General features: G+C 38.2%; 29 protein-coding genes, 1 tRNA gene and 2 pseudogenes. 12 read left to right on the top strand and 20 right to left on the bottom strand.

Annotation, left to right across the window (positions count from 1 at the left end):
• The 12 genes from PHC29_07795 to PHC29_07740 all read left to right on the top strand — a co-directional run bounded on the left by PHC29_07795 (position 1) and on the right by PHC29_07740 (position 8784).
• Positions 1–816: a sigma-70 family RNA polymerase sigma factor gene (locus PHC29_07795; protein MDD5109381.1), complete on the top strand. Its 816-nt coding sequence runs from the start codon at positions 1–3 to the stop codon at positions 814–816.
• The gene (gene apt, locus PHC29_07790) at positions 813–1343 is read left to right on the top strand and encodes an adenine phosphoribosyltransferase (GenBank protein MDD5109380.1); all 531 of its coding nucleotides are present in this window, start codon (positions 813–815) and stop codon (positions 1341–1343) included. Before PHC29_07795 ends, apt begins: the two co-directional genes overlap by 4 nt.
• A 4-nt stretch (positions 1344–1347) precedes the next feature.
• A tRNA-Arg gene (locus PHC29_07785) sits at positions 1348–1421 on the top strand.
• Positions 1422–1480: 59 nt separating this feature from the next.
• Positions 1481–2134 carry a histidinol phosphate phosphatase domain-containing protein gene (locus PHC29_07780; GenBank protein MDD5109379.1) on the top strand — a complete coding sequence of 218 codons (654 nt, stop codon included), beginning with the start codon at positions 1481–1483 and terminating at the stop codon, positions 2132–2134.
• 42 nt (positions 2135–2176) lie between these two features.
• Complete coding sequence (locus PHC29_07775; protein ID MDD5109378.1) at positions 2177–2641, top strand: hypothetical protein; 465 nt, start codon at positions 2177–2179, stop codon at positions 2639–2641.
• A gap of 132 nt (positions 2642–2773) precedes the next feature.
• Positions 2774–4108 (top strand): alginate export family protein, encoded by a 1335-nt coding sequence (locus PHC29_07770; protein MDD5109377.1) that lies wholly within the window; start codon positions 2774–2776, stop codon positions 4106–4108.
• A 69-nt stretch (positions 4109–4177) separates the two neighbouring features.
• On the top strand, positions 4178–5737 hold the full coding sequence (locus tag PHC29_07765) for a glycoside hydrolase family 57 protein (GenBank protein ID MDD5109376.1): 1560 nt from the start codon (positions 4178–4180) through the stop codon (positions 5735–5737).
• A 120-nt stretch (positions 5738–5857) separates the two neighbouring features.
• Entirely contained in the window at positions 5858–6430 is a 573-nt protein-coding gene (locus PHC29_07760; GenBank protein ID MDD5109375.1) for a hypothetical protein, read from the top strand.
• 13 nt (positions 6431–6443) lie between these two features.
• On the top strand, positions 6444–7541 hold the full coding sequence (locus PHC29_07755; protein ID MDD5109374.1) for an AAA family ATPase: 1098 nt from the start codon (positions 6444–6446) through the stop codon (positions 7539–7541).
• A 15-nt stretch (positions 7542–7556) separates the two neighbouring features.
• Positions 7557–7883: a hypothetical protein gene (locus tag PHC29_07750; protein ID MDD5109373.1), complete on the top strand. Its 327-nt coding sequence runs from the start codon at positions 7557–7559 to the stop codon at positions 7881–7883.
• A 13-nt stretch (positions 7884–7896) separates the two neighbouring features.
• On the top strand, positions 7897–8325 hold the full coding sequence (locus PHC29_07745) for a hypothetical protein (GenBank protein ID MDD5109372.1): 429 nt from the start codon (positions 7897–7899) through the stop codon (positions 8323–8325).
• Positions 8326–8445: 120 nt separating this feature from the next.
• Positions 8446–8784 (top strand): DUF134 domain-containing protein, encoded by a 339-nt coding sequence (locus tag PHC29_07740; protein ID MDD5109371.1) that lies wholly within the window; start codon positions 8446–8448, stop codon positions 8782–8784.
• Positions 8785–9092: 308 nt separating this feature from the next.
• Here the strand turns inward: PHC29_07740 and PHC29_07735 are convergent, their stop codons facing one another.
• The 20 genes and pseudogenes from PHC29_07735 to PHC29_07640 form a co-directional block, all read right to left on the bottom strand.
• Positions 9093–10196, bottom strand: coding sequence for a DNA polymerase IV (locus PHC29_07735; GenBank protein MDD5109370.1), 1104 nt, complete (start codon positions 10194–10196; stop codon positions 9093–9095).
• Positions 10197–10229: 33 nt separating this feature from the next.
• Positions 10230–10538, bottom strand: a complete 309-nt coding sequence (locus PHC29_07730) for a hypothetical protein (protein ID MDD5109369.1) — start codon at positions 10536–10538, stop codon at positions 10230–10232.
• A gap of 53 nt (positions 10539–10591) precedes the next feature.
• Entirely contained in the window at positions 10592–11197 is a 606-nt protein-coding gene (gene lexA / locus PHC29_07725) for a transcriptional repressor LexA (GenBank protein ID MDD5109368.1), read from the bottom strand.
• Between the two features lie 51 nt (positions 11198–11248).
• Positions 11249–11482, bottom strand: a pseudogene (locus PHC29_07720) (hypothetical protein).
• Between the two features lie 227 nt (positions 11483–11709).
• Positions 11710–11916, bottom strand: coding sequence for a hypothetical protein (locus PHC29_07715; GenBank protein MDD5109367.1), 207 nt, complete (start codon positions 11914–11916; stop codon positions 11710–11712).
• Positions 11917–12424: 508 nt separating this feature from the next.
• A complete protein-coding gene (locus PHC29_07710; protein ID MDD5109366.1) occupies positions 12425–13942 on the bottom strand; it encodes an SUMF1/EgtB/PvdO family nonheme iron enzyme in 1518 nt (505 codons plus the stop codon).
• 182 nt (positions 13943–14124) lie between these two features.
• Entirely contained in the window at positions 14125–14361 is a 237-nt protein-coding gene (locus PHC29_07705; GenBank protein ID MDD5109365.1) for a CopG family transcriptional regulator, read from the bottom strand.
• Complete coding sequence (locus PHC29_07700) at positions 14342–14620, bottom strand: BrnT family toxin (GenBank protein MDD5109364.1); 279 nt, start codon at positions 14618–14620, stop codon at positions 14342–14344. The genes PHC29_07705 and PHC29_07700 overlap by 20 nt, the downstream gene beginning before the upstream one ends.
• 175 nt (positions 14621–14795) lie before the next feature.
• Complete coding sequence (locus tag PHC29_07695) at positions 14796–14960, bottom strand: DNA-directed RNA polymerase (GenBank protein MDD5109363.1); 165 nt, start codon at positions 14958–14960, stop codon at positions 14796–14798.
• Positions 14961–15072: 112 nt separating this feature from the next.
• Positions 15073–15744, bottom strand: a complete 672-nt coding sequence (locus PHC29_07690; GenBank protein ID MDD5109362.1) for a hypothetical protein — start codon at positions 15742–15744, stop codon at positions 15073–15075.
• A gap of 288 nt (positions 15745–16032) precedes the next feature.
• Complete coding sequence (locus PHC29_07685) at positions 16033–16398, bottom strand: hypothetical protein (protein MDD5109361.1); 366 nt, start codon at positions 16396–16398, stop codon at positions 16033–16035.
• Positions 16399–16745: 347 nt separating this feature from the next.
• Entirely contained in the window at positions 16746–17783 is a 1038-nt protein-coding gene (locus PHC29_07680) for a TIGR00730 family Rossman fold protein (protein MDD5109360.1), read from the bottom strand.
• A gap of 81 nt (positions 17784–17864) precedes the next feature.
• On the bottom strand, positions 17865–18815 hold the full coding sequence (locus tag PHC29_07675) for an aldolase catalytic domain-containing protein (protein MDD5109359.1): 951 nt from the start codon (positions 18813–18815) through the stop codon (positions 17865–17867).
• Positions 18815–20446: an ATP-binding cassette domain-containing protein gene (locus tag PHC29_07670; GenBank protein MDD5109358.1), complete on the bottom strand. Its 1632-nt coding sequence runs from the start codon at positions 20444–20446 to the stop codon at positions 18815–18817. Before PHC29_07670 ends, PHC29_07675 begins: the two co-directional genes overlap by 1 nt.
• A 119-nt stretch (positions 20447–20565) precedes the next feature.
• Positions 20566–20970, bottom strand: coding sequence for a hypothetical protein (locus PHC29_07665; GenBank protein ID MDD5109357.1), 405 nt, complete (start codon positions 20968–20970; stop codon positions 20566–20568).
• A 14-nt stretch (positions 20971–20984) separates the two neighbouring features.
• Positions 20985–21416, bottom strand: coding sequence for a YbhB/YbcL family Raf kinase inhibitor-like protein (locus PHC29_07660; protein ID MDD5109356.1), 432 nt, complete (start codon positions 21414–21416; stop codon positions 20985–20987).
• 279 nt (positions 21417–21695) lie between these two features.
• On the bottom strand, positions 21696–21872 hold the full coding sequence (locus PHC29_07655) for a hypothetical protein (protein ID MDD5109355.1): 177 nt from the start codon (positions 21870–21872) through the stop codon (positions 21696–21698).
• Between the two features lie 27 nt (positions 21873–21899).
• Positions 21900–22646, bottom strand: a complete 747-nt coding sequence (gene gpmA / locus PHC29_07650; protein MDD5109354.1) for a 2,3-diphosphoglycerate-dependent phosphoglycerate mutase — start codon at positions 22644–22646, stop codon at positions 21900–21902.
• Between the two features lie 76 nt (positions 22647–22722).
• Positions 22723–23271 (bottom strand): hypothetical protein, encoded by a 549-nt coding sequence (locus PHC29_07645; GenBank protein MDD5109353.1) that lies wholly within the window; start codon positions 23269–23271, stop codon positions 22723–22725.
• Positions 23246–23542, bottom strand: a pseudogene (locus PHC29_07640) (DUF2062 domain-containing protein). The gene PHC29_07645 and the pseudogene PHC29_07640 overlap by 26 nt, the downstream one beginning before the upstream one ends.
• Between the last annotated feature and the right edge of the window lie 42 nt (positions 23543–23584).

Here is a 23584-nt window from a genome sequence, read left to right as displayed (position 1 = left end):
ATGGAAGCCCTAAAAACATATCTTAAAGAAGTTCGGCTGATTCCTCTTTTAACAGCCAAACAAGAAATAGAATTAAACAAAAGAATTCGTAAAGGTGATGAAATTGCGCGTAAGGAGATGATCCGCGCAAATCTTCGCTTGGTCATTAATATCGCAAAACGTTATATGCGCATGGGAACACCATTTTTGGATTTAATCGAAGAAGGAAACCTGGGATTAATAAAAGCGGTTGAGAAATTCGATCATCGTAAAGGTTTTCGTTTTTCAACCTATGCTGCCTGGTGGATTAGGCAGGGGATCACCCGATCAATCAGCGAACAAGGAAAAATGATCCGCGTTCCAGTGTATATGAATGACCTAATCACTAAATGGAAAAAGAATAAGGAACGCCTAAGCCAAAAATTAAAACGTATCCCTACAAATGAAGAGATCGCTAAAAAATTGAAGCTTTCACCTGAAAAAATGAAACAAATTAATTTTTGGATGTCCAGCACCACTTCATCCTTAGAAGCGCCAATCGGTGAAGGCGATGAGAATCAAGTATCAGATTTAGTTGAAGATAAAAATGCTGTCCCTCCGGATGCAGGGATCGAAAGGATACTCGACCGGGAAAGAGTAGATAATCTCCTGGAAACCATGGCTGAGCGGGAAAGAGAAATTCTTGACTTGCGTTTTGGGTTAACTAATACTAAACAAACTTTAGCAGAAGTTGCCAAAAAGTTAGGTGTTTCGCGTGAAAGAATACGCCAGATCGAAGCGACGGCTTTAAAGAAATTGAGAAAATTTGCCGCAAGCCAACAAAAGGAACTCCAATGAATAACTCTTTGCTAGAAAAATCCATAAGAAATATCTCCGACTTTCCTAAACCGGGGATCCTTTTTCGAGATATCACTACTTTGATACAAAACAGAGCTGCTTTTAAAAAAGCTGTTGATTTGTTGTCTAAAAAATATAAAGGTAAAGGATTTGATAAAGTAGTAGGGATTGAAGCACGTGGATTTATATTTGGGGCGGCTGTTGCAAATAAAATCGGCTCCGGCTTTGTTCCGGTACGCAAAAAAGGCAAGCTACCCTATAAAACGATTTCTATAACTTACGAGCTAGAATACGGAACCGATACCCTAGAAATCCACAAAGATGCAATTACCCCCGGTGAAAAAGTTTTAATTATCGATGACCTTTTAGCTACCGGCGGAACGGTCAAAGCAGCTACTGAGTTGGTCAAACAACTAGGGGGAAAAATCTTAGGAGTTGGCTTTGTCATCGAGCTAGTTGATTTACACGGAAAAGATAAATTAAAAGAGTATCCACTGTATTCTTTAATTAAATTTCACGGAGAATAAATCTGCCCCTGTAGCTCATAAGGATAGAGCAGCAGTTTCCTAAACTGCGTGCGGCAGGTTCGATTCCTGCCAGGGGCATAATTATAGGAAGACACCCGGCGCTAATCGGAATTGCGCCGGTGTTGTGTCCGTACACAATGTACAATTTACATGCACATACATTTTTAAGCGACGGAGATCTGCTTCCTTCAGAAGTAGTAGTACGCTATCAGGACAAGGGCTATAAAATAATTGCGATTACCGATCACGCCGATTACAGTAACATAAAACAAATCGCAAAAGCAATTGTGGAATTCTGCAAACGCTGGCCGAAGAATTCCGGAATTAAAGTTTTGCCTGGAATCGAATTAACACATTTACCTCCAGAGCAGTTTAAACCACTAGCCTCTTTGGCAAGAAAAGAAGGAATTAAAATTATTATTGCCCATGGAGAAACTCCGGTTGAGCCTGTAACAAAAAATACTAACCATTTAGCCCTTTTAGCAGACATCGATATCCTCGCCCACCCTGGATTGATTTCAGATGAAGACACCAAGATTGCCAAAGAACGCGGAATTTTTCTGGAGATTACCAGCCGCTCAGGCCATAGAGAAACAAATTTCCATGTAATAAATCAAGCTAGAAAATTCGGCGCAAAATTGATTTTGAATAATGACAGCCATGCTCCGGAGGATATTTTAACCTGTGAACAACTGATAAAAACGGGGCTTGATTATGGATTAACCCAAACTGAAATTGATACAATCTATCAGAATGTAAAAAAGTTTTTAACCAAGAAGGTCCTTCCTTAGAAAGGCAAAGGAGGGTCTACCCCAGTGGGGTAAGGAGGTAAAATGAGGCTTTTTAAACTGTTTTTCTTTATTTTTACATGCCTAATCACAAGCAGCTCTTTCGTTGGCTGCTCCACTTTTTCGGACAATTCGAAATCCACCAACTCAGGAATGCTTGAACCTCAGGCAATTTTAAAATTTAATGATGTACCAATTCCTGTGGGCCTAAAACCATTGCCTCAGGCATCATATTCCTTCGAAAGCTCAGGAGTACGCGTTGGAGTCTTAAAATACCAAGGTAAAGCTAGCCCAGACCAGATAATTAATTTTTATAAAGAACAGATGGCTATGTACAACTGGAACCTGGTAAACATCGTAGAATACGGCCATAGGCTGATGAACTTTGAACGCGAAAATGAAAGCTGTATTGTCACCCTGGAACCCAAAGGAAACAATGTAATACTCACTATTTCCCTAGGGCCAAAATCTCAAGCCGTGGCTAAAAGGTCTAAATCGCCAGTAAAATAAAAAACTCTTGACAAATATAGAGTTATATGTAAAATATCTATAATTAGTTAGGAAAATTATCCTAGGCAATAACGTTATAAAGCCTAGTTAACTATATATAACATAACAGTTAATAAAAAGGAGGAGAAAAAAATGGGTAAACGCTTAATAGTAGTATTAGCGCTTGCTTTGATAGTCGGGCTGACATTTAGCGCCGCCTATGCAGAAGTGCAGAATGTAAAAGTTTCCGGAGACATTTTAGCAAGTGGAGTATCAAGACATCATTTCAATTTGGCATCAACTGGTGCTGACAAGAGCGTCTTGAAACAAAACTTCTTAATGAGCCAGATCAGATTACGCGTTGATGCTGATCTTACTGATAATGTCATGGCAACCGTAAGACTTATCAATGAGAGAATCTGGAACGGACAGATGGATACTGGAGCCGCTAATAGCAATAATGGAAATATTGATTTAGACCTTGCTTATGTTACTCTAAAAGAATTTTTGTATTCACCTTTAACTTTAACTATAGGCCGTCAAGAAATTAAATTCGGTAATGGTTTTGTTATTGGCAATGCAAAAATTGCCGGCACCTCATCAACCATTCCTACTGATTTAACGGAAAGAAAAGCCTTTGATGCAATTCGCGCAACTTTAAACTATGATCCATTGGTAGTGGATTTAGTTTATGCTCAAGTAAAACAAGCCATGACAACTGATAGAAATACTATCAGCCTAACTGGTATTAATGCCACATATGCATTAAACAAAAAGACTGATGTTTCTGTTTATTACTGGCTAAAAAGAGATAATAATACTGCTCCTGTTGCTACCGGGACCAGAACAGATCAACTTTCAACATTTGGCGCTTTAATTTCTAGTTCTCCAATTGAAAATCTAACTGCTTCTTTAGAAGCTGCTTATCAACTTGGAAGAAACGCTGCTTCGGCTACTGGTGCAAAAAAACATGATGCCTGGGCATTACAGGCAATGACAGACTATACTTTTGCCAAAGTAAAAACTACTCCTAAGATTGGTGCTTCTTATACCTATCTTTCTGGAGACCAAACTGGTGGCACTAGAAATTCTGGTTGGGATTCTCTGTTTTATGATCAAAAACTCAACAATATAGTTTACACACTATTACCTTTCTCAAATATGAATGCTTTCAATTTAAAAGGTAGTATGAAACCTGTTGAAGATGTAACTATATCTGCGATTTTCGGATACTATGGAGTAGCTCAAAAGAATGCTGCAGCGTTTACTGCTCCACATTCCTATGATAATGCAACTGCATATCTAACAACTACTGCGTATACCGGAAAAACACACCTTGGTGAAGCCCTTGATATTACTGCAACTTATGATTATACCGAAGATGTGCAATTTGGTATAACTGGTGGAGTCTTCAGACCAGGCCCTGCGCTTGCAGCTAATGGAAAATCAGCACAGCAAGTAATTGGCTCAATGAAAGTAGTATTCTAATACAGTTTATGTAGAAAACATTAAACCCTCGGGGGGTAATCCTCCGAGGGTTTTTTAATACCTAAAATTATGGTAAATCTTGCTTTTATTTTTCATATGCACCAACCATATTATAAGAATCTCCTGACGCAAGAGAGCGATTTGCCTTGGGTCAGGCTACACGGCGCCAAAGATTACCTAGACATGGTGCAAATCCTGGGAAAATTCCCTAAAATAAAACAAACTTTTAATGTTGTTCCATCTTTATTTGAACAGATTGAAGATTACAATAACGCAAACGTAAGAGATAGATACCTTGAATTAAGCAAAAAACCAGCAGTAGAATTGTCTAAACATGACAAAGAATTTATTCTGCAAAATTTTTTCTCTATAAATAAGGATAAGGTAATATCAACTTTCCCGCGTTTTTATCAACTTTATTCTAAAAAACATAACAACCTGAAATTCTCTACTCAAGATTACCTGGATTTACAGTTACTATTTAATCTAGCATGGATTGATCCATCTTTTAGGCAGAATACCCCTGAATTAAAAAAAATAGTATTAAAAGAAAGGTTTTTCAACGAGCAGGACAAAACGATTGTTTTAGATAAACAACTATGCATACTAAAAGAAATTATTCCTACATACTGTCTTTATAAACAAAATAACCAAATCGAAATTAGTGTAACTCCGTATTATCATCCAATCTTGCCATTACTTTACTCAACCAATATCGCCAAAGAAGCAAACAATAAAACACACCTACCTAAAGAAGAATTTAGCTACCCGCAGGATGCTAAATATCAAATTGATAGTGCAGTTAAATATTATAACGAGAGGTTTGGTTGCGCACCCTCGGGAATGTGGCCTTCGGAAGAAGGGGTAAGCGAAGAAATCCTACCGTTTATTATTAAATCAGGCATAAAATGGATTGTTACTGACGAGGCAATTTTATTTAAATCTTTAAGAACAAAAAAGCGTGATACTAATCTTCTTTACAAGCCCCACTTATTAAAAATAAAAGAAGGCCAACTTAATATTGTTTTTCGTGACCGTAACCTTTCAGATCTAATCGGATTTTCTTATCAAGGAATGACAGAAATCGACGCCGTAAATAATTTTATGAAACATCTAGAAAATATCAATAAAGTATTTTCCGGCAAAGGCCAAAAAGAAAAAAATATTCTGGTAACAGTTGCTATGGATGGAGAAAACGCTTGGGAATATTTTCGTAATGATGGGCATGACTTTTTGGAATTATTTTATGGGCATATATCCGAGGCATCATTTGTAAAAACTACTACAATCAGCCAGTACTTAAAAGATAATCCTTCAAAATCTGAAATAAAACATCTGGCCCCCGGAAGCTGGATCTATGGAGAGTTTGGAAAATGGATCGGTAATCCTTATAAAGTAAAAGCATGGGAATGGCTGACAGATGCGCGCAAAGCAATAAAAGAAATTCCAGACCCAAGTGATTTAGCTTGGAAACAAATACATATCCTAGAAGGCAGTGACTGGTTTTGGTGGGCTGGTGAAGACCCTGATGGATCATTTGACCGGTTGTTCAGGCTACACTTAACTAACTTTTATAAATTAATAGACAAAAAGTTTCCGGCATACTTAAAAGACCCCTTAACCCCTTGACATAAATAGGGTTTTATGTTATAAAGTATTCTCAAATGATGCCATCGCTTTCTTAATATCAAATGTTAGCTTTAAAAAAGAGGCGTTAAGGGGAAAGTATAAAAATAAAAAAGGTGTTGGGTGAATAAGAAAGAAATCTATGAGCATCTGGCCAATATTTATCTAGATGCCTCATCTAAGTCCTCGAAGAAAAAACATAGATTAGAACATTACCCTAAAATAGTACTAGGATTAATCCTTTTAGTATTAGTGTCTATTTTGGGGTTAGGAAGTGTTGCTACCTATCCTTACATTATTAATCACAACAAAAGTGCCCAAATCGCCCTATTTCTATATCAAAATGTGGGAAAAATAAATTTTAATTTTGATCCTGCAAAAAAAGAAGTTTTTTCACTTAACCTTAAGCAGCTGAATTTATCTAAATATAAAGCCTTGGCTTTTACAGTAAGAAAAATCAATCCTAAAGATATAATTTCATTGAGAGTCGAATTTACTAATCGCTTCAATGAAAAATCTGAAATTTACGTAAAAGATATTTCAAGTAAATGGACAGAACAACAATTAGATTTTAGCCGTTTCGCAAAAGTTGGCGATTGGACTCAAATGAAATCGCTTGATTTTAGCGTTGAGGAATGGAATGCTCGTGAAAAATCAGGCATAGTCTATCTTGATAATATAAGAGTAATAAAATAGGGAGGGGGGGCAAATGCGCATAATTTCAATTGCTAATCAGAAAGGTGGATGCGGAAAAACAACTACTTCCATAAACCTGGCTGCTTCACTTGCGTCTAATAAACGCAAAGTCCTGCTTATCGACCTTGATCCTCAGGCGCATGCAACAAGCGGTTTAAATATTAAAGCTGAATTAAGCATTTACAATGTCCTTTCTAAAATTACCCATAAAAAAGCAAAAATTGGTGAAATAATCCAAAATATCGGAGAGAATTTTGATATTGCGCCTTCCTCGTTAATCCTAAGCACGTTAGAACAAGAACTAAGCGGTGAGATTGGCCGCGAATCCCGGCTATGGGATACTTTAAGAGGTTTTCAGAGTAACTACGATTATATCTTAATTGATTGCCCGCCAAACTTAGGAATTCTAACCATTAACGCCTTAAGGGCGGCAAATGAAATAATCATCCCGGTTGAGGCTAGTAGATTTTCTCTTGAAGGCGTGAACCAGTTAACCAGTATTATTAATCTGGTTAAAGAGAGGCTAAACCACAGCGTAAATTTCCAGATACTGGTAACTAACTTTGATTCTAGATTGCAGCATTCATTTAAGATGCTTGAAAAAATCAAAACTGATTATAAAAACAGGATGTTTTCCAACATTATCCATGTGAACGTAAAATTAAAGGAAGCGCAAAACGAAGGATTACATATACATGTTTATGATAAATACTGCCGCGGAGCAAAGGATTATTTTTCACTTTCCCGTGAAATCATCACGCAAGAAGCCCTTCCTATAACACCTAGCCTGGCTCTAGAGAAAACCTTTGAGAAACGCCTAAAAGAGATAATAAAAGAAAACCTGCCTAAATTAAATGAAGTTGTACTCACAATCAAAGCTCCTGAGGCAAAAGAAGTTTATCTTGCCGGAGAATTCAATAATTGGAAACTAGATGAATTCAGCCGGATGGAGAAAAACAATGGATGCTGGATTAAACGCTTAAACTTAAACAACGGTAAGTACCGTTACCGTTTTGTAATTGATGGTAATTGGGTCGAAGATCCCAATAATCCATTAACCCAATTAAATACTTACGGATCATTAGATTCCTTATTAGAAGTAAACAAGTAGCTTAGGAGAATATAAATGACTTCCCCGCAAGACGAAGAAGTAATTCGTGATGGCAGATTCTTTGCTATAATCTCATATGTTTCTTTTCTTTGTATAATTACCCTGGTTTTAAAAAAAAATAATAAGTTCGCTCTTTACCATGCTAAACAAGGATTGGTACTTTTTGTAATGGAAGTTGCAGCTTTTATACTTTCAATTATACCTTTACTTGGATGGCTAATCGGGGTCTTTGGGTATGCGTTATTCCTGCTTATTTCAATATGGGCAATTATGCAATCTGCTTTAGGCTTTTACTGCCGTATACCAGTTGTAACTAAAATATCTGAAGAAGTTGTCATATAAGGAGGGCTCGCCAATGGCTTTAAAAAAGAAAAAGAGGGTCTCCGCCGTAGGCGGATCCGCCTTCGGCGGAAAAAAAACGGTAAAAAAAACAACCAAAAAGCAGCCAATTAAGAAAAAAATCATTAAAAGAAAACCCGCCTTAAAGAAAAAAACTACTCCAAAAAAGAAGTTAGCAATAAAAAAACCTCCCAAAAAAGAAGGTAACCTTATAGGTTTAATAACACATTATTTTCCCCATGTTCAAGCCGCAGTGATCAAATTAAAGGGGCCCTTAGCAATAGGGAATATGGTAAAAATCAAAGGGCATACTACGGATTTTACCCAGCCTGTAACCTCAATACAGATTGATAGAGTAACTATCCAAAACGCTAAAAGAGGCGATGAAATTGGCCTACAGGTAATTTCCAGAGTAAGACAAGAAGACAAAGTTTATAAACTATAAATTCAGAAGGGCCTGTCACCATAAAACAGGCCCTAAAAAATATCTATTTATAAGTAGGTACTCATAATAAATACGGCGTTAAAAGTAAGTAAAAATAGGTAAATAAATCCTTGGAGCCAGATGCGTCCACGAGGAAGACCCCGAAAATACAGAATAGTTAAAGTTGACCCTAAAATCAACCAATTTAGCCCCAGAGGCAAACCAGGAAGGCCTGATGAGGTTGAGCTAAAAATAGATGAATTTGAAGCTTTAAGGTTAGCAGATTACCAAGGCTTAAACCAAAAGGAAGCAGCAAAATCCATGCATATATCCCAACAAACCTTTAGTAGAATATTAAAAAGAGCGCGTAATTTAATCGCTAAAGGAATAATCACCGGATCCGCCATAAGAATACAAGGCGGCCAATACGTAATCAGTTCCCGCATTGACCAACCCAAAAATATCCATTCGTCATCCTGAGCGAAGCGAAGAATCTTGAGCTAATAAGATCCTTCGGCCTTATGGGCCTCAGAATGGCGGTTTTCCCTGTATGCTGTACTTCCTATAATATATCTTATGTTAACTTGTCTATCTTAGCTAAGTCTTCTTAACACTATAGAAGACAATAGGTTATTAAGGATTGCTTTTGGGCTGTGGAAAAGGCAAATCTTGTTTACTTAAACTTACCGCTTTATTTTATTCATAACAATCCAAGCGAAATTTATGCGGCAACTTCCCTGGATTTTTTAGTTTTATTGGAATAATTTAGCGTGAGTTTTAAATCTTCACTAACGAGTTAAAACAGTAACTGCAGGATAAATTGACCCCTCTCCAAAGCGATTATTTATGCGGTCTAGGGCGCAAATTAGCCCCTTCCTACGGATTTCTTCGCTAAGTAAAGGCTGATTAGTGTCCCAAGAAAGGCTGCTGCAAGTGACCCCAATTGCCCGAATTCGAGGATTTATAAGGGTTGATTTACCCATTATTTTAAAGGCTCTTTGATAAATTTCATAACCATCATTAGTTTGAACTTGATAGGTTTTCTGAGCCCCAAAATTACCGATTTCCGGGCCGCATAAATAAAGGTGCACAGTTTGACTAACTAAATTTTCTTGTCTTAGCCTTATAGCAACCATTTCAGAAAGCAATCTGATCCAAGCCTGGATAACCTGGGGGTTTATTTGAGCCTTAGGTAGAGTGTATGAATGGCTTACTGATTTAGGCTTTTGGCTAGACTTACCGCAATTTTCCTCAAACTTACCGGAATTTTCATCAAAAAAAGCCGGTAAGTTTAGGTATAAATCCCAACAGGTTTTTAGGCCCTGATTCATAAAAATAACACCGGTTTTACCACCCATACCACAAAGTTTATTAAGTGAAGTTTGGCGTAAAATGCTTTCAAAGTTTTCATCATTAATTAAAGTTAGTCCATCCGGTTTATTTATTTTAGAAGCCAGCTTGGCTAAAAGCCAGTTTTTAGCTATGCCAACTGAGGCAGTAATGTTAAAGTTTGCATATATCTGCTCTTTAACTTCCTTACCCAACGTTAGCGGGTTTTGGCAACCCGACACATCCATTTGAAACTCATCGATTGAGGTATAATTTAGCGGTAAATCATAACCTTTCAGTAACTCAAAAATCTGTTCTGAAGTCCAGATATACTTAGCCTGATCTGCTGCTACAAACTCTAAATTCGGGCATCTGTCAAAAGCCTCACGCGATGGCATACCGGAATGAATTCCTAAGGCTTTAGCGGCATAACTTGCAGCGCAAACTACTGTATGCATTTTGCTACCGCGCGAACCAACGATTAAAGGTTTGCCTTTTAGGCGTGGATTAATTGCCTGTTCGATTGAGGCAAAAAAAGCATCCATATCAACATGTAAAATCATGTTAGTTTCTTTCTACTTAAACTTACCGGGATTTTATTGAATCAGTTTATCAATCTGCCAGCGGAAGGTGGTATTATCAAATGAAAGCTGATACATCTGACCTACACAAAGTACAGAAAAATAACTGATCAAAGCTTGGCCAATACGTTCCTGCCAGTTATAAGTTATATTTTCGATTTTATATTCTTTATTATTCCAAATGAAGCTTTTAGGTAAAATTTTAGCATGCTTAAAATGTGCCAAAACTTCAATACGCTCATTTAAAGCATCAGGATTAAAACCGCGCTCGTCCGGCTCAAACCTATCCCAGCGGGCCTTAGGGCTAAAACTATTCTGATTCATATAAAATCTAGGGGACGGTTCTCTTATATTAGAGAACCGTCCCCTTATTAGGTTTAATACTTTCTAATTACCGTGATAAGCTTACCAATAACCTTAAACTCTTCAAAGATTGGCGCGTAATTTACGTTAGCAGCTTCCAAATGGAACTTACCGGCGCGGCTACGCAATCTTTTTAAAGTAACCTCGTTATTATCCAATAATGCGGCAACGATATCATTATTATCGGCACTGGGGCGCTTTTTAATAATAGCAATATCGCTATCTAAAATTCCGGCATCAATCATGCTGTCGCCTTTAACCCTTAGAGCAAAAACATCATCAAAACCTAAGCGCCCAAGGAATAAATCATCACTATCCACATAACCCTGAATTTCTTCATAAGCTAAATTGGGCTTACCGGCCATAATGGTACCAATTATGGGAATTTTGTTAAAACTAGCGCGTTCAGTCAATTCAATCGCCCGAGATTTATTATTCATACGCCTGACCAACCCTTTCTGCATTAAAGCCTTTAGATAATCCCTTACTGTTCCGGTAGATTTAAACCCCAGCTCCTCCCCTATCTCCCGAATTGTAGGAGGGAGCCTCTCCCCTACCCGTTTTCGAATAAAATTAAGCACCTTTTCCTGCTTTGGCGTTAAAAATGGCTTCTCTTCCATATTTTATCCTAATTATTTCTATTAATCAGATTAACCACCTTCTTGAACAGTATGTTCCAAAATGGAACATACTGAATTCTTTTGCAATTCTTTATCACCAAAGATATTATTTAAATGCTTTGTTATGGCTGGACTCTGAGTACCAAACAGTTGAGCTATCTGCTTTTGAGTAAGCCAGACTGTTTCATTTTCAAATTTAACTTCAAGCCGGATATTCTTATCTTTGGCTTGATAAATAACCACTTCGCCTTTGAATGGCGTTTCTATTTCAACCGGTCTCTGCATATTAACACCTCCAAAAACACAATACCACACATTTGTGTGTTTTGTCAAGAAAAATGTACATGGAGTTTTCCCAAAATTACTACAGTGTCATTGCGAGGAGGGCGTAACCTGACAAAGCAATCTCTTAAAAAGATTGCTTCACTCGCTTGCGCTCGTTCGCAATGACACTTTTGGGTAACTCTCATAAAATCAACATAACTGAGGTATCCCCTTAGAGTACGTCCCCTTTATTTGGAATAGTAAGTAGCCTCTCCCATGCCGCTTCCACTACTACGGCCTCCGGTATAAAGCGCTACTGGTTGTGAACTGGCAGAAGTAACGGCCGGAGGCGGGTTATTTTTGCTGCGGATAAGAAAAAGGCCAATGGCTATAAAAAGTAATACCACGGCCAAAACTACCTGCGTTATTATCGTTGCTCTATTTTTCTTCAACATATTACATCCCTCCTGTTTTCCTCATCATCCCTATCCACTAATTTCTCCTTCCCACATCGCTGCTGGCCCACCAAAGGCAAGTATCGCGATCCCAGAAAAGATTTGTGATTACGCCCCCCCCCCGGTACTTTCGGCTGTTGCGCCCTTTGTCCAAGGGCAAGAGCACATCTTTAAGCAAGCCGCCCAAACGTTCATCTTTTTCCATCAAATCATTAAACATATTCAACCGTAAACCATTTGTGTTGGCATAACTGCTATGCGCCACCCAACAACGCACGGAATCGCGGAAAATTGGCGATTTTTGGCAGCATCCAAAGAATCAACTGGTAATGTTTTTCGACTACGGGAGACAATGTTTTCATTTATTGTATTTTTATCATTGATGACACCCTTTACTTTCGTGTCATTGCGAGGGCACGAAGTGCCCGAAGCAATCCCGGTTTGGATTGCTTCGTCGCTGCGCTCCTCGCAATGACACCACCTCAAGATTCCAAAGAACTACAAAACATTACGGAGAGGTTCTGGCGAAACGGCCGCCGAAATGGTAGTCGCGATTCGAGACAGTGTAGGCAGCGTAGTAACGGTCAGAAACACGGGCGTAGGAGGCATCGTTGTTCCAAGTGCCGCCACGGAAGCCAGAGCCGGAAGCGCCGGTAACCTCGCCATTAACTCCATTAGTTCCGGCATTGCCCGGCCAGTAATCAACATTGGCATTGCCGTTTGAAGCTAAACTACCATCACCATTAAGCCCGGTGAATATAGATAAGGTAGTGCCGGATTGTGAACCCATAACAGTTACCGGCCTCTCCCAGAGGTTTCCTGAAAGATCCATTATTCCATAGTAAGAGGCTCCGGCGCCTTCACGAGTTGTCGAAGTTGCGGTAGAGGCAAAACCTGAGCGCATTGGGCCCTGGACACTAGCATGATTCCCATAAGCACAATTACCGCTGTTAGTGGCAGTTTCACTTAACTGGCCGCTGTTAGTTATGCCGGTTACCTGAGTAATACTGGTTGAGCCCCAGGCGTATTCGCCGGCTAAGACGGAGCGTGAACCGCGGCAGGCTTTTTCAAATTCAAGCTCGGTCATTGGGCGTAAACCTGCCCAGTCAGCGTAGGCGCATAAATCCATCCAGCTTAAATAATTACAGGCAATCCATTCGCCGTCAGCTGATTCATTAGCTGTCGCATTAGCATTTAAGTTACAGTAGAAAGTAACCGGAGTAGTAGAAGGTACTGTGGTAGCACAAGCTATACCGTTACGATAGCTGACGGTGCTGGTGTTAGACATTACATAAACATTAGTTACAGCAGTGGTGCCGGAAGTAATCGTTGTGGCTACCCGGGTTACTTGTTGGGCACGAGTCAAAGTATTGAGAAAATCCCGGTACTGACCCTGGGTAACTCCGTATTTCATTATGTAGAAACTATTGTAACCGGTAGGGAAACTTGAATTTAATTGGGTCCTAGAGGTAGGCAGGGCTCCAGCATAAGTAGATTCATTTACCCAGGCAATGTCTCCGGCTGTGCCTGAGCCATCACTGGCGCTAGAGATATAGGGTTGAGTAGAGGTAATTTTTACCGCTGCTCCGGCTGCGCTTGCGGCATCGAAGAAATGGCTGTTTGTAGTGCCGCTTCTGGCTGTCCCATCACCCAAATAAAAAGAACCCTGTGGTATATGCACCATCTCAATGGCAAAAACTTGAATTTTTACCTTAGCAGCATTATAGGCAACACCATCGCCCTGCCTAAACCATTGCAGTTTAACCGCAGTTGTGCTAAGTGTCCCAGTAGCGTCGGCTGAACGATAAAGAAAAACCCCTTTACTGTCTGTTGGAACATCTATTGTAAGGCTGGTGCCGCTTGCGCCGATAGAAGTAACTCCGGAAATTGTGGCGTGAATCCAGGCCCCATCATTCACTGAAACCTTAGCAAACACCCAAGCCGCGTCATAAAAAACTCCATATCGCCAGGAATTATCCCAGGAAATATCAAATTGGATATCTGCAGTTGTGGAACCTTCCGACATGTTGAGAATTTGGGTATTACTGAGTATTATATTACTAGCGTAGGCAGGGCTTAGAGCGCAGAATACAAGAAGCAGAATTGCAGAGAGAGAGAGAGAGAGTAAACTTTTTCTTTCATAACTTACCTCCAGTTTTTACTAAAAACTTGCACTCCGATCTCTAATTTATGTTTCTATATACCTAATTAATTTCTCGCATACTGCATGGCGTATTTGTCCAACAGCTCGCGTATCATCCGTTGATATTTACTGTGATAGCGTTCCGCCTCATGCCTAAAGAACTCTACGCTTGATTTTTTCAGCGAGATAGTGATTTTCGTAGTCTCTTCGGGCACAACAAGCTGGGCCGGAGGAGGAAGAAAATCCCTGATTTTGGTTAACTTACCAATAGGCATATCCGAATTAATCGTTTTCTTTTTCATAATAAACCTTTCCCTTTCTCCAATACCCTGCTCCAAATATCCTGATTTTATCATGACGGTAAATAAACCTAACGGTTAGGATTTTACCATCCACCTTACCCACACAGAAGAATCTTTCTTCATCCTCGCTATGCTTAGAATCAGTATAAATCTTTCTTTTTATATCCTTAAAGGCGCTGGTAGCGACAACAAAATCAACGCCATGCTTCTTTATGTTGATTAGTTCTTTACGGTGATCCCAAATAAAAACGCCGATGATTCTATCCACAATAAAAATATAACATAAATATGGCTATTTGTCAATATAATTATATTTATTAATTAAAAGATGCTATTAAAAATAAGCCTTCCTCTTTTTATTGTTTGAGGGAAGATTAAAGAGGCGCCTCTATTTTTATTAAGAATAGAGGCGCCTCCCAACAAAAAACTTTAATTTAACGGCTCTGCCCCTTACTCTTTTGATAACATTCCCTGCATAATATTGGCTTGCCGCCCTCTCTAGGTTTAAAAGGAACTTCACATTCTTTTTTGCACTCTGCGCAAACCGCCTTGTGCATTTCCCTAGGCCCCCCAAATCCACCACCCTGTTGATACGCCATGTTACCTCCTTTTAGTTCTTTCAATAATTATAAAGCTTTCTAAAATAATCTCAAGCATTTTTTTAATAGGGGACGTTTCCCTCTAGCTTTGAAGAGAAACGTCCCCTATTGTTTACTTAACCCAAAAAACAAAAGCTATCATTAAACAGATAAGAATCGGTAAAATAAACGTAATTATATACAAAAGATTTTTACGTTTATACTCCCTCGCCAAATTTTTACATTCTACCATCACGGATTCTTTTATATGCTCAATTTCCCATTCATGTATTTTAACCCAGGCCTCTAAAGGCTCCTTACTAAAACCAGCAGTAATTAAATCTTCAAAAAGTTTCTTCATTCCTAACCCTAATATTTTATCCGTGTTCCTATAAAGATTATTATTTATATTTAAAGTCAATAAGAGGTGGACTTCTTTATCCACTTTCTCATCTAGCTTCGGAAAAGGAGCATTGCATACCCAACAGGTTCCTTTAGAAGGATTATTTTTTGCTCCGCAATGCTGACATTTTTTAAGGTTAATTTTTGTTAAATCACGGCCACAATCAGGACAGATTTGCACATTAGGATCAAAATCCTTATTACAAAACACACAGCTGTAATAAAAAATCGAATCTACTGAATTCGATTTTTTAAGTACCTCTAACCTCTCTACGGTTAACTTTATATTTTTATGGCCAAACTTATAGTTATAAATACTCAGGTTTTTACCTTTATTTTTGTTTTTTTCTTTCTCCTTCTTCCTGGCATTAGCAATTTTAAGGAGGCGCTTTCTTATCTTCATAATAGTAGAAATTATTTTTTTAGCCTACCTAAATACTAAATGAAAGAAACTGTTGCAAAATGCACAATTTGGCGTCATTCTGAGCCCGCCATCGATTTAGTGGCGGGCGAAGAATCTCAAAAGAGAATGGATCCTTCGCTTCGCTCGGGATGACAAAAAGCAACATTTTACTACACTCTCTCTAAATAAAACCCACAAAATAAAAAAGAGCAATTTTTTAAAAGAATTGCTCTTGGCCCTAATAATGCTCAAATTTATTATCTGGGCTGGGAAAATCCCCCAATATACCTACTCCTTCTTATAATACGAATCGTAAACAACTTTAGCTATTAAAAAACCGCTCAAAGCAATCAAGATATCTGCCAATGTGGATTTAAATATCCAATCTGAAAGAGTAGGATTCTTGCCTATAAAACCCGAAACAGAAAAATTCCCCATAAGAACTACAGCAAGGATCGTAAACATACCCTTTAATAGTAGGCCATAAATCGCCGTTGAACGCGCACAAAGGAAAGCAGTAACCAAAAACACATCTAATAAACTTACGATTCTGGCAAGCCTATATATTCCAACAAAAGGATGAATCCGATAATGAAGCAGGAACCCTCCTAAAGCTAAAAAAAACATCGCAATAATCAATATTCTTCTGTTCATTCTTTTAAAATTTCGCCAAATGGCCTAAATAAAATACCAAACTAATTATAATAATATGGAACACCCACCACCCCGGCTTTGGCCACATAATATATTTCAACATATTATCTCCACAAAATATTGCCCAAGGTATACACTACAGTTATACCCACAAGATGCACCAACCACCATCCCCAACCTAAAAGTCTAAAAACTCTTTTCATGAGCACATTTTACTAAAGATTATAAAAAAAATCAAGAAATTTTCGTAAAGTGTCATTGCGAGAAGGGCGAAGCCCGACGAAGCAATCTTAGTTTTAGATTGCTTCGCTCGCTGCCGCTCGCTCGCAATGACACCTTCCATTTTCTTAATCCTGATTAATAACACTGATCATCTCACAAAGCCTGCCGTAATCACGCATATTAAAATTCATTATAAGCCTGGGAAGCTGGGGATATTCCCCTTTCTCGATCTCTTCTTGGGTTGCAGACGCCAGGCAGATTTCTCCGCATACCAAAATATCCTTAAATTTTTGGTTTAAAATATTCAGGGTTTTATCCGTAAGCTTTTTATTTAACCTCATAACAGTTAACCCTGCAACATACCGTAATGAATGATAGACTTTATAAAAGTCTTCAATATATTTAATTGCCTGGTCCGTACTTTTTACAATGCAAAAAAGGCTGAAATCCTCTTTATTGATAAACCCTTTTTTAAACAGGTGATTGCTTACAAAACGCTTCCAATCAGCCCAATAGGCAGAACCCGGAGGTTCCATTAAAACTATCGGCCGGGGCTTAGATTTTCCGGTCTGAATAAGCGTAAGCACCTCAAATCCTTCATCATTTGTTCCAAAACCTCCGGGAAAAAGCGCGGTTGCATCCGTCTCTTTTACAAAAATTAGCTTCCTAGTAAAAAAATATTTAAAATTAATCAGCCTTTCCCTTTCATCTATATATGGATTAGGCTTCTGCTCAAAAGGCAAGCGGATGTTTAAAGCAAAATCTTTTCCTGCAACAGCTCCTTTATTGCCGGCTTCCATAACCCCGGGGCCGCCTCCGGTTACAATCATATAGCCCTTTGTGGAAAGTTTTCTTGAAAATTCTTCAGCCATCTTATATTCAGCTGAAGTTTTTTTCGATCTTGCAGAACCAAAGATTATTACCTTCTTTGTATTTCTATAAGGAGAAAAAATCCTAAAAGAATAACGTAATTCTTTAAGCGTATTATTTACAAGCTTAAGATCACCCTTATCATTAGACTCTCTGCCCAGCTTAACCGCAGTGGTAATTATTTCTTTTAATAGATGCTCACTTTCAGAAGAAGCGCAATTCCTAACAAGTTCATCTATTAAGCTATCTATAGCTTTATTACCAACCTCATATTCCTTCGATATCCTATCCATAACTTTGCTCCTCCCAGGAAAAATGGGACCGTTTCTATTTTTCATGAGCTAGGAAAATAAAAATAGAAACGGTCCCATTTTTCATTCCTCAACTTCTCCAACTAGTTTTTCGTAAAATTCACGGTAATTTTCTTTTTTATCGCTCTCCCTCAGAGCAATCGCACTACGTGGATGCTCATCAAGAATACCGGTAATTGCATAAGGTATAAAATATCCCCATTCTATCTTTTTCTGTAAAGGAATAAGCTCCTTGGAAATTACATCCAATATTGGACGAATGTCATATTTTGGATTCTTCAAAAATCCAAGGATCAGTTCTGTAGGGCAATTACCTGCTGCCCTTCCCAAGCCAAAAATTGTCGTGTCCACATAATTAGCATCATGGATAATTGCCTCAATAGTATTGGCAAAAGCAAGCTGCTGATTATTATGCGCATGCATGCCAATCTCTTTAGTTTTTAAAATACTCTTTGCCTTCTTAATAAGAAACTCCGTTGTCTCCTGATAAAGCGAGCCAAAACTATCTACAATATTAATTATCTTTGCCTTGCACTCCTTCTCTAACTGTTGCAGGCTTTCTGTAAGCTCATTATCCAAAGCCCGGGATATTGCCATAATATTTACCGCAGTCTCATAGCCTTTATCCGTAAAGTGATTTGCCAAAAATATCGCTTTGTCCACATCCTTTACATAAGTGGCAACCCTGACCATATCTACCGGACTATCCTTCTTGGGCAAAACATCATCAATATCTACCCTATCCACGTCTACCATAACTGAAATTTTTGTTCTAGACTGTATTCCCTCAATTACTTTCTTTATATCCTGGTCATCACAGAATTTCCATTTTCCGAATTCTTTCGGGTTAAAAAGCCGCCTAGAATTCTTATAACCAATTTCCATATAATCTATGCCTGCTTCAGAAAGGGCCTTATAAACCTCGCGTACAAAACGCAAGTCGAAATCATGATTATTCATCAAACCGCCATCTCTAATAGTACAATCCAAAACTTTAATCTTTTCTCTAAACATCAATCCTCCCTATTCATCTTGTATAACTGGCTGCGTTGCTCTTTAATTTGCTCATTCTCAAGGTACTCATCAAAGGTAGTGCTGATACGATCAATGTAGCCAGAAGGCGTAATCTCAATAATGCGGTTTGCTACGGTTTGAATCAATTCATGATCATGCGAAGAAAATAGAATTGTTCCCTGAAATTTGGCTAAACCCCGGTTTAAAGAAGTGATTGATTCCAAATCAAGGTGATTAGTCGGTTCATCTAAAATAAGAACATTGGGTTGAATAACCATCATGCGCGTAAACATACAACGGGCCCTCTCCCCTCCTGATAAGATATTCACTGGCTTAAGCGCTTCTTCCCCCGAAAAAAGCATACGCCCCAAAAAAGAACGGATATACTCTTCCTCAGTATTTGGCGAATAATTTCTAAGCCAATCAGGGATATTTAATTGTGAATCAAAAAATGCAGAATTATCTTTAGGATAATATGCCCGCTTGGTTGAGACGCCCCATTTAAAAGTACCGCTATCTACCTTGGTTTTATCCATTAGAATTTCAAAAAGTATGGTCTTAGAAAGATCGTTTGGCCCGACAAAAGCAACCTTATCACCCTTCTGAATCGTAATATTAAGCCGCTCAAACATTACTTCTCCATCCACCTGCTTAGAAAGATTATTTATGCTTAGAAGGTCATTGCCTGCAACACGTTCCTGCTCAAAATTAATATAAGGGTATTTACGCGAAGAGGGCTCAATATTTTCAATATCAAGCTTCTCCAGAATTTTCTTACGGCTGGTTGCCTGGCGCGATTTAGAGGCGTTATTGGCAAAACGCATAATAAAATCCTTTAAATCTTTACGCTTTTCTTCTATCTTCTTATTAACTTCGCTGCGCTGGCGTGCAGCTAACTGGCTGGCTTCTGACCAAAAAGTATAGTTACCCGCATAAAGCCGGATCTTACCAAAATCAATATCAGCAATATGCGTACAAACCTTATCTAAAAAATGCCTGTCGTGTGAAACAACAATAGCAATATTCTGGAAATCACAGAGAAATTCCTCTAGCCACATGCTTGAATCTATATCTAAATGGTTAGTCGGCTCATCAAGCAGCAAAATATCAGGATTCCCAAATAATGCCTGAGCCAATAATACTCGAAATTTTTGGCCTGCTTCCAATTGGCTCATCTGCGCGCAATGCAACGATTCTTCAATACCAAGGTCACTTAAGAGCTTAGCGGCGTCGGATTCAGCATTCCAGCCTCCAAGTTCATTAAACTCCTCTTCTAACCTTGAAGCATGCATGCCGTCCTCATCCGTAAAAGGAGACTTAGAATAAATCGCTTCCTTCTCGGTTATAATTTCATAGAGCCGCTTATGACCCATAATAACTGTAGCTAGCACCTGATATTGGTCAAAAGCAAATTGATCCTGCTTTAAAACTGAAATACGTTTACCTGCGGATATATCAACATCCCCTGCGGTTGAATCGATCTGGCCTGAAATAATTTTTAGAAAAGTGGATTTACCCGATCCATTTGCCCCGATTAAACCATAACAATTTCCGGGAGCAAAAACGATATTTACATTGGTAAAAAGCTTACGGAAACCAAATTGTAGCGATACATTGTTTACGGAAATCATAGTTTACAAATAAATGTCATTGCGAGCGAGTGAAACAAGCGAAGCAATCTAAAGCATAGATTGCTTCGTCACCCCGCCAAGGCGGGGTTCCTCGCAATGACACGGAATTAAAAGCTGTCTTAAAAATAATATATACCCTTCCAATAATCTGTATATTCGGATTCGGAAATTTTATTATCCTCGTTTTTATCCATCTGCTTAAAATATTCGCTAAATTGCGAAGTAGATTCTTCTTTAGTAATTTTGCTATCTTTATCTTTATCAGCAGGCTCAAATATTTTTGTGTTATCAGTTTTTAATTCATTTGAGTCAATAACGCTATTCTTATCTTTATCCAGTTCTTGAAATTTTTGCGACTGATAGCTCTGCATCTCATCAGAGCTAACAAAACCATCTTTATTTACATCCATATCCTTAAACTCCGGCTTGATTACTGGCATATCGGTTTGAGCAGCAAAACCATTAATACAGCCAAATAAAACTATACAAAAAAATAAAGTACCAAACTTAAACGCTTTAGCCATCAATCTCTCCTTTTTTATTTTTTCTGATATAAACCAATTAATTGTGCCTTCTCCAAAATATGGCCAACCATAGCAGCTTCCAAGTCCACTTTAGTTATACCTTCCTTTAAATTTAAAATTTTATCCAAAGCATAAATTTTAAAAAAATAACGGTGAACTCCTGTAGGCGGACAAGGACTTACATAGCCTTGCCTACCTAAAGAATTAACACCTTGTTTTCCAAAGATACTATCTTCTTCTATATGGCTTATAATCGCAATATCATAAACTACCCAATGCACAAAATCACCTCCCGGAGCATCAGGGTCATCTACGATTAAAACTAAACTTTTAGCCGCTTTAGGCACCTCTTCAATAGACAGAGGGGGATTTATATTTTTCCCCTGGCAGGTAAATTTTACCGGGATAGAACTATTATGCTCAAATTCCGAACTTAATAATCGCATATTAGCAGCCTCCTGTGCGCCAGCCGTAATAATTAAGGCTAACGATATCAATCCTACCAAAAATATAATATAATATTTTCTGATTTCTAAATTATACGTAATAGTTTGGCTCCCGGAAGTATCCCAAAGGAAGTGTCATTGCGAGCGCTTTTTACGAAGCAATCTTTTAAAAGACTGCTTCGTCGTCCACCACTGAACCAATGGCGGACTTCTCGCAGTGCCACAGGGGCTTCAAACGCTAAACTGTTACAATTATACGCTATTTTTTAAATTAATTTACTATAGCGTCAATTCCCTAATCTTCTGTTCAATTAGTATTTTATGTTTTTGCTCTTCTGTTATTAAAAGAGAAAGCAGCTCCATTAAATTGGGATGACCGATTAACATTTCTTGGTAGGTCTCTATCGCATTTTCTTCTTTTGATAAAGCAATTTTAAGCACATCAATATCGATCATTTAACCCTCCCCTTGGAACTTCCTTATTTATCTGGCTTTGCCCTGATTTGCAACTGTCTCCATAGCCTTCTTTACCTCCTCCGGATCACCCAAATAATAACTCCTAATCGGCTTTAAATTATCTTCAAGCTCGTAAACTAAAGGCATAGCCGTAGGAATATTCAATCCGACAATTTTTTCTTCAGAGATATTATCAAGATACTTAACCAGCGCGCGAAGTGAATTCCCATGTGCTGCAATAATTATTCTTTTATTACTCCTTACGGCAGGTGCAATTGTTTTATGCCAATAAGGCAGGAATCTGGCAACGGTATCTTTCAAACATTCAGTCAATGGCAATTCTTTGGGTTTAAGGCCAAGGTAGCGCGGATCATTACCGGGATAACGCGAATCGCCTTTGTCTAGAGGCATCGGAGCGATATCATAACTTCTTCTCCAGATTAAAACCTGTCCCTCTCCATATTTTGCAGCAGTTTCGGATTTGTTTAAGCCTTGCAAGGCTCCATAGTGCCTTTCATTAAGCCGCCAGGAATTATATACCGGTATCCACATCAAATCCATTTCATCCAGGGCAATCCAAAGCGTGCGGATTGCCCGTTTTAAGACAGAAGTAAAAGCTGTATCAAAAATAAAACCCTCTTTTTTTAACACTTCCCCTGCTTTTTTTGCTTCTTGCAACCCTTTCTCTGATAAATCAACATCTGTCCAGCCGGTAAAACGATTCTCCTTATTCCAAGTACTCTCTCCATGCCTTAATAAAACTATCTTTTTCATCAAATCCTCCTATACCAAATAAAGGGGACGGTTCTATTTTTTATTAAAAATAGAAAAATAGAACCGTCCCCTTTATTTATACCGACTTTTCTAAATCAATCATTCTAGTACCGCTATGAATCTCTACCGTTTCCGGCTTGGTCAATTTCGACATCTTATCCGTAACTTCACGAATCTTATAAAAATTGTTACGCATGGTCTGTATTCTATTACGAGTCTTCTCGCTCAATTCCAAGTGCCTTAATTCAAACTCCAATAACTCAAGGTTTCCGGAGATAGATAAAAGTGGATTATTGATCTGGTCACCCAAAGCAAACACGGTCTCGGTAATTGTCGCCAAACGGTTTTTCTCGATTAACTCCTGTTGCATAGCCAGTATTTTCTGATTATCATCGATTAATTTAAAGGTTACCGACATAAGCATTCTTCTTCCTACTATAATTCCTGTAATAAAAACACCGATGGTGGCCACCACAATATAACCAATATCTCCTGCTAAAGCATTAAAATTAGCAATTTTTCCCACCAACAGATAGATAAATACAAGCAAAGGAATAACTCCGACAAGGCTTAGAACGCGGTTAAAATCGCTCTTTATATTATGCGTGAGTTGTTTTATTTCCATGGAAATTCCTCCTGATTATTAGCAAAGTTACTAAGTAACTAATTACGCCTAAGATTAAACCTATAACTAGGTAGCCGACAATAACAGGTAAAAGTACCTCTAAAAATGAAAGTTTAAAAAATTTAACCCAGCTAAAATTTTTGATCAAAACTTGAGTTTTTTGTTGAACCTGATACCAATTCATTTTAAGTATAACAGAACCAACTTTTATTGCCAAGACAAAAGTTAAAAAACTAAGCCAGGTGTTGGTAAACAAGCTACCCAATAATGCCGCAGCCCGATTTGTCTAAAAAATAAAAGCCAGAAATAATGC

The organism is Candidatus Omnitrophota bacterium (assembly GCA_028712255.1).
Lineage (GTDB): Bacteria > Omnitrophota > Gorgyraeia > Gygaellales > Profunditerraquicolaceae > UBA6249.
The sequence above is the reverse complement of the archived record's forward strand: the minus strand, read 5'-3'. Positions and strand labels throughout refer to the sequence as shown.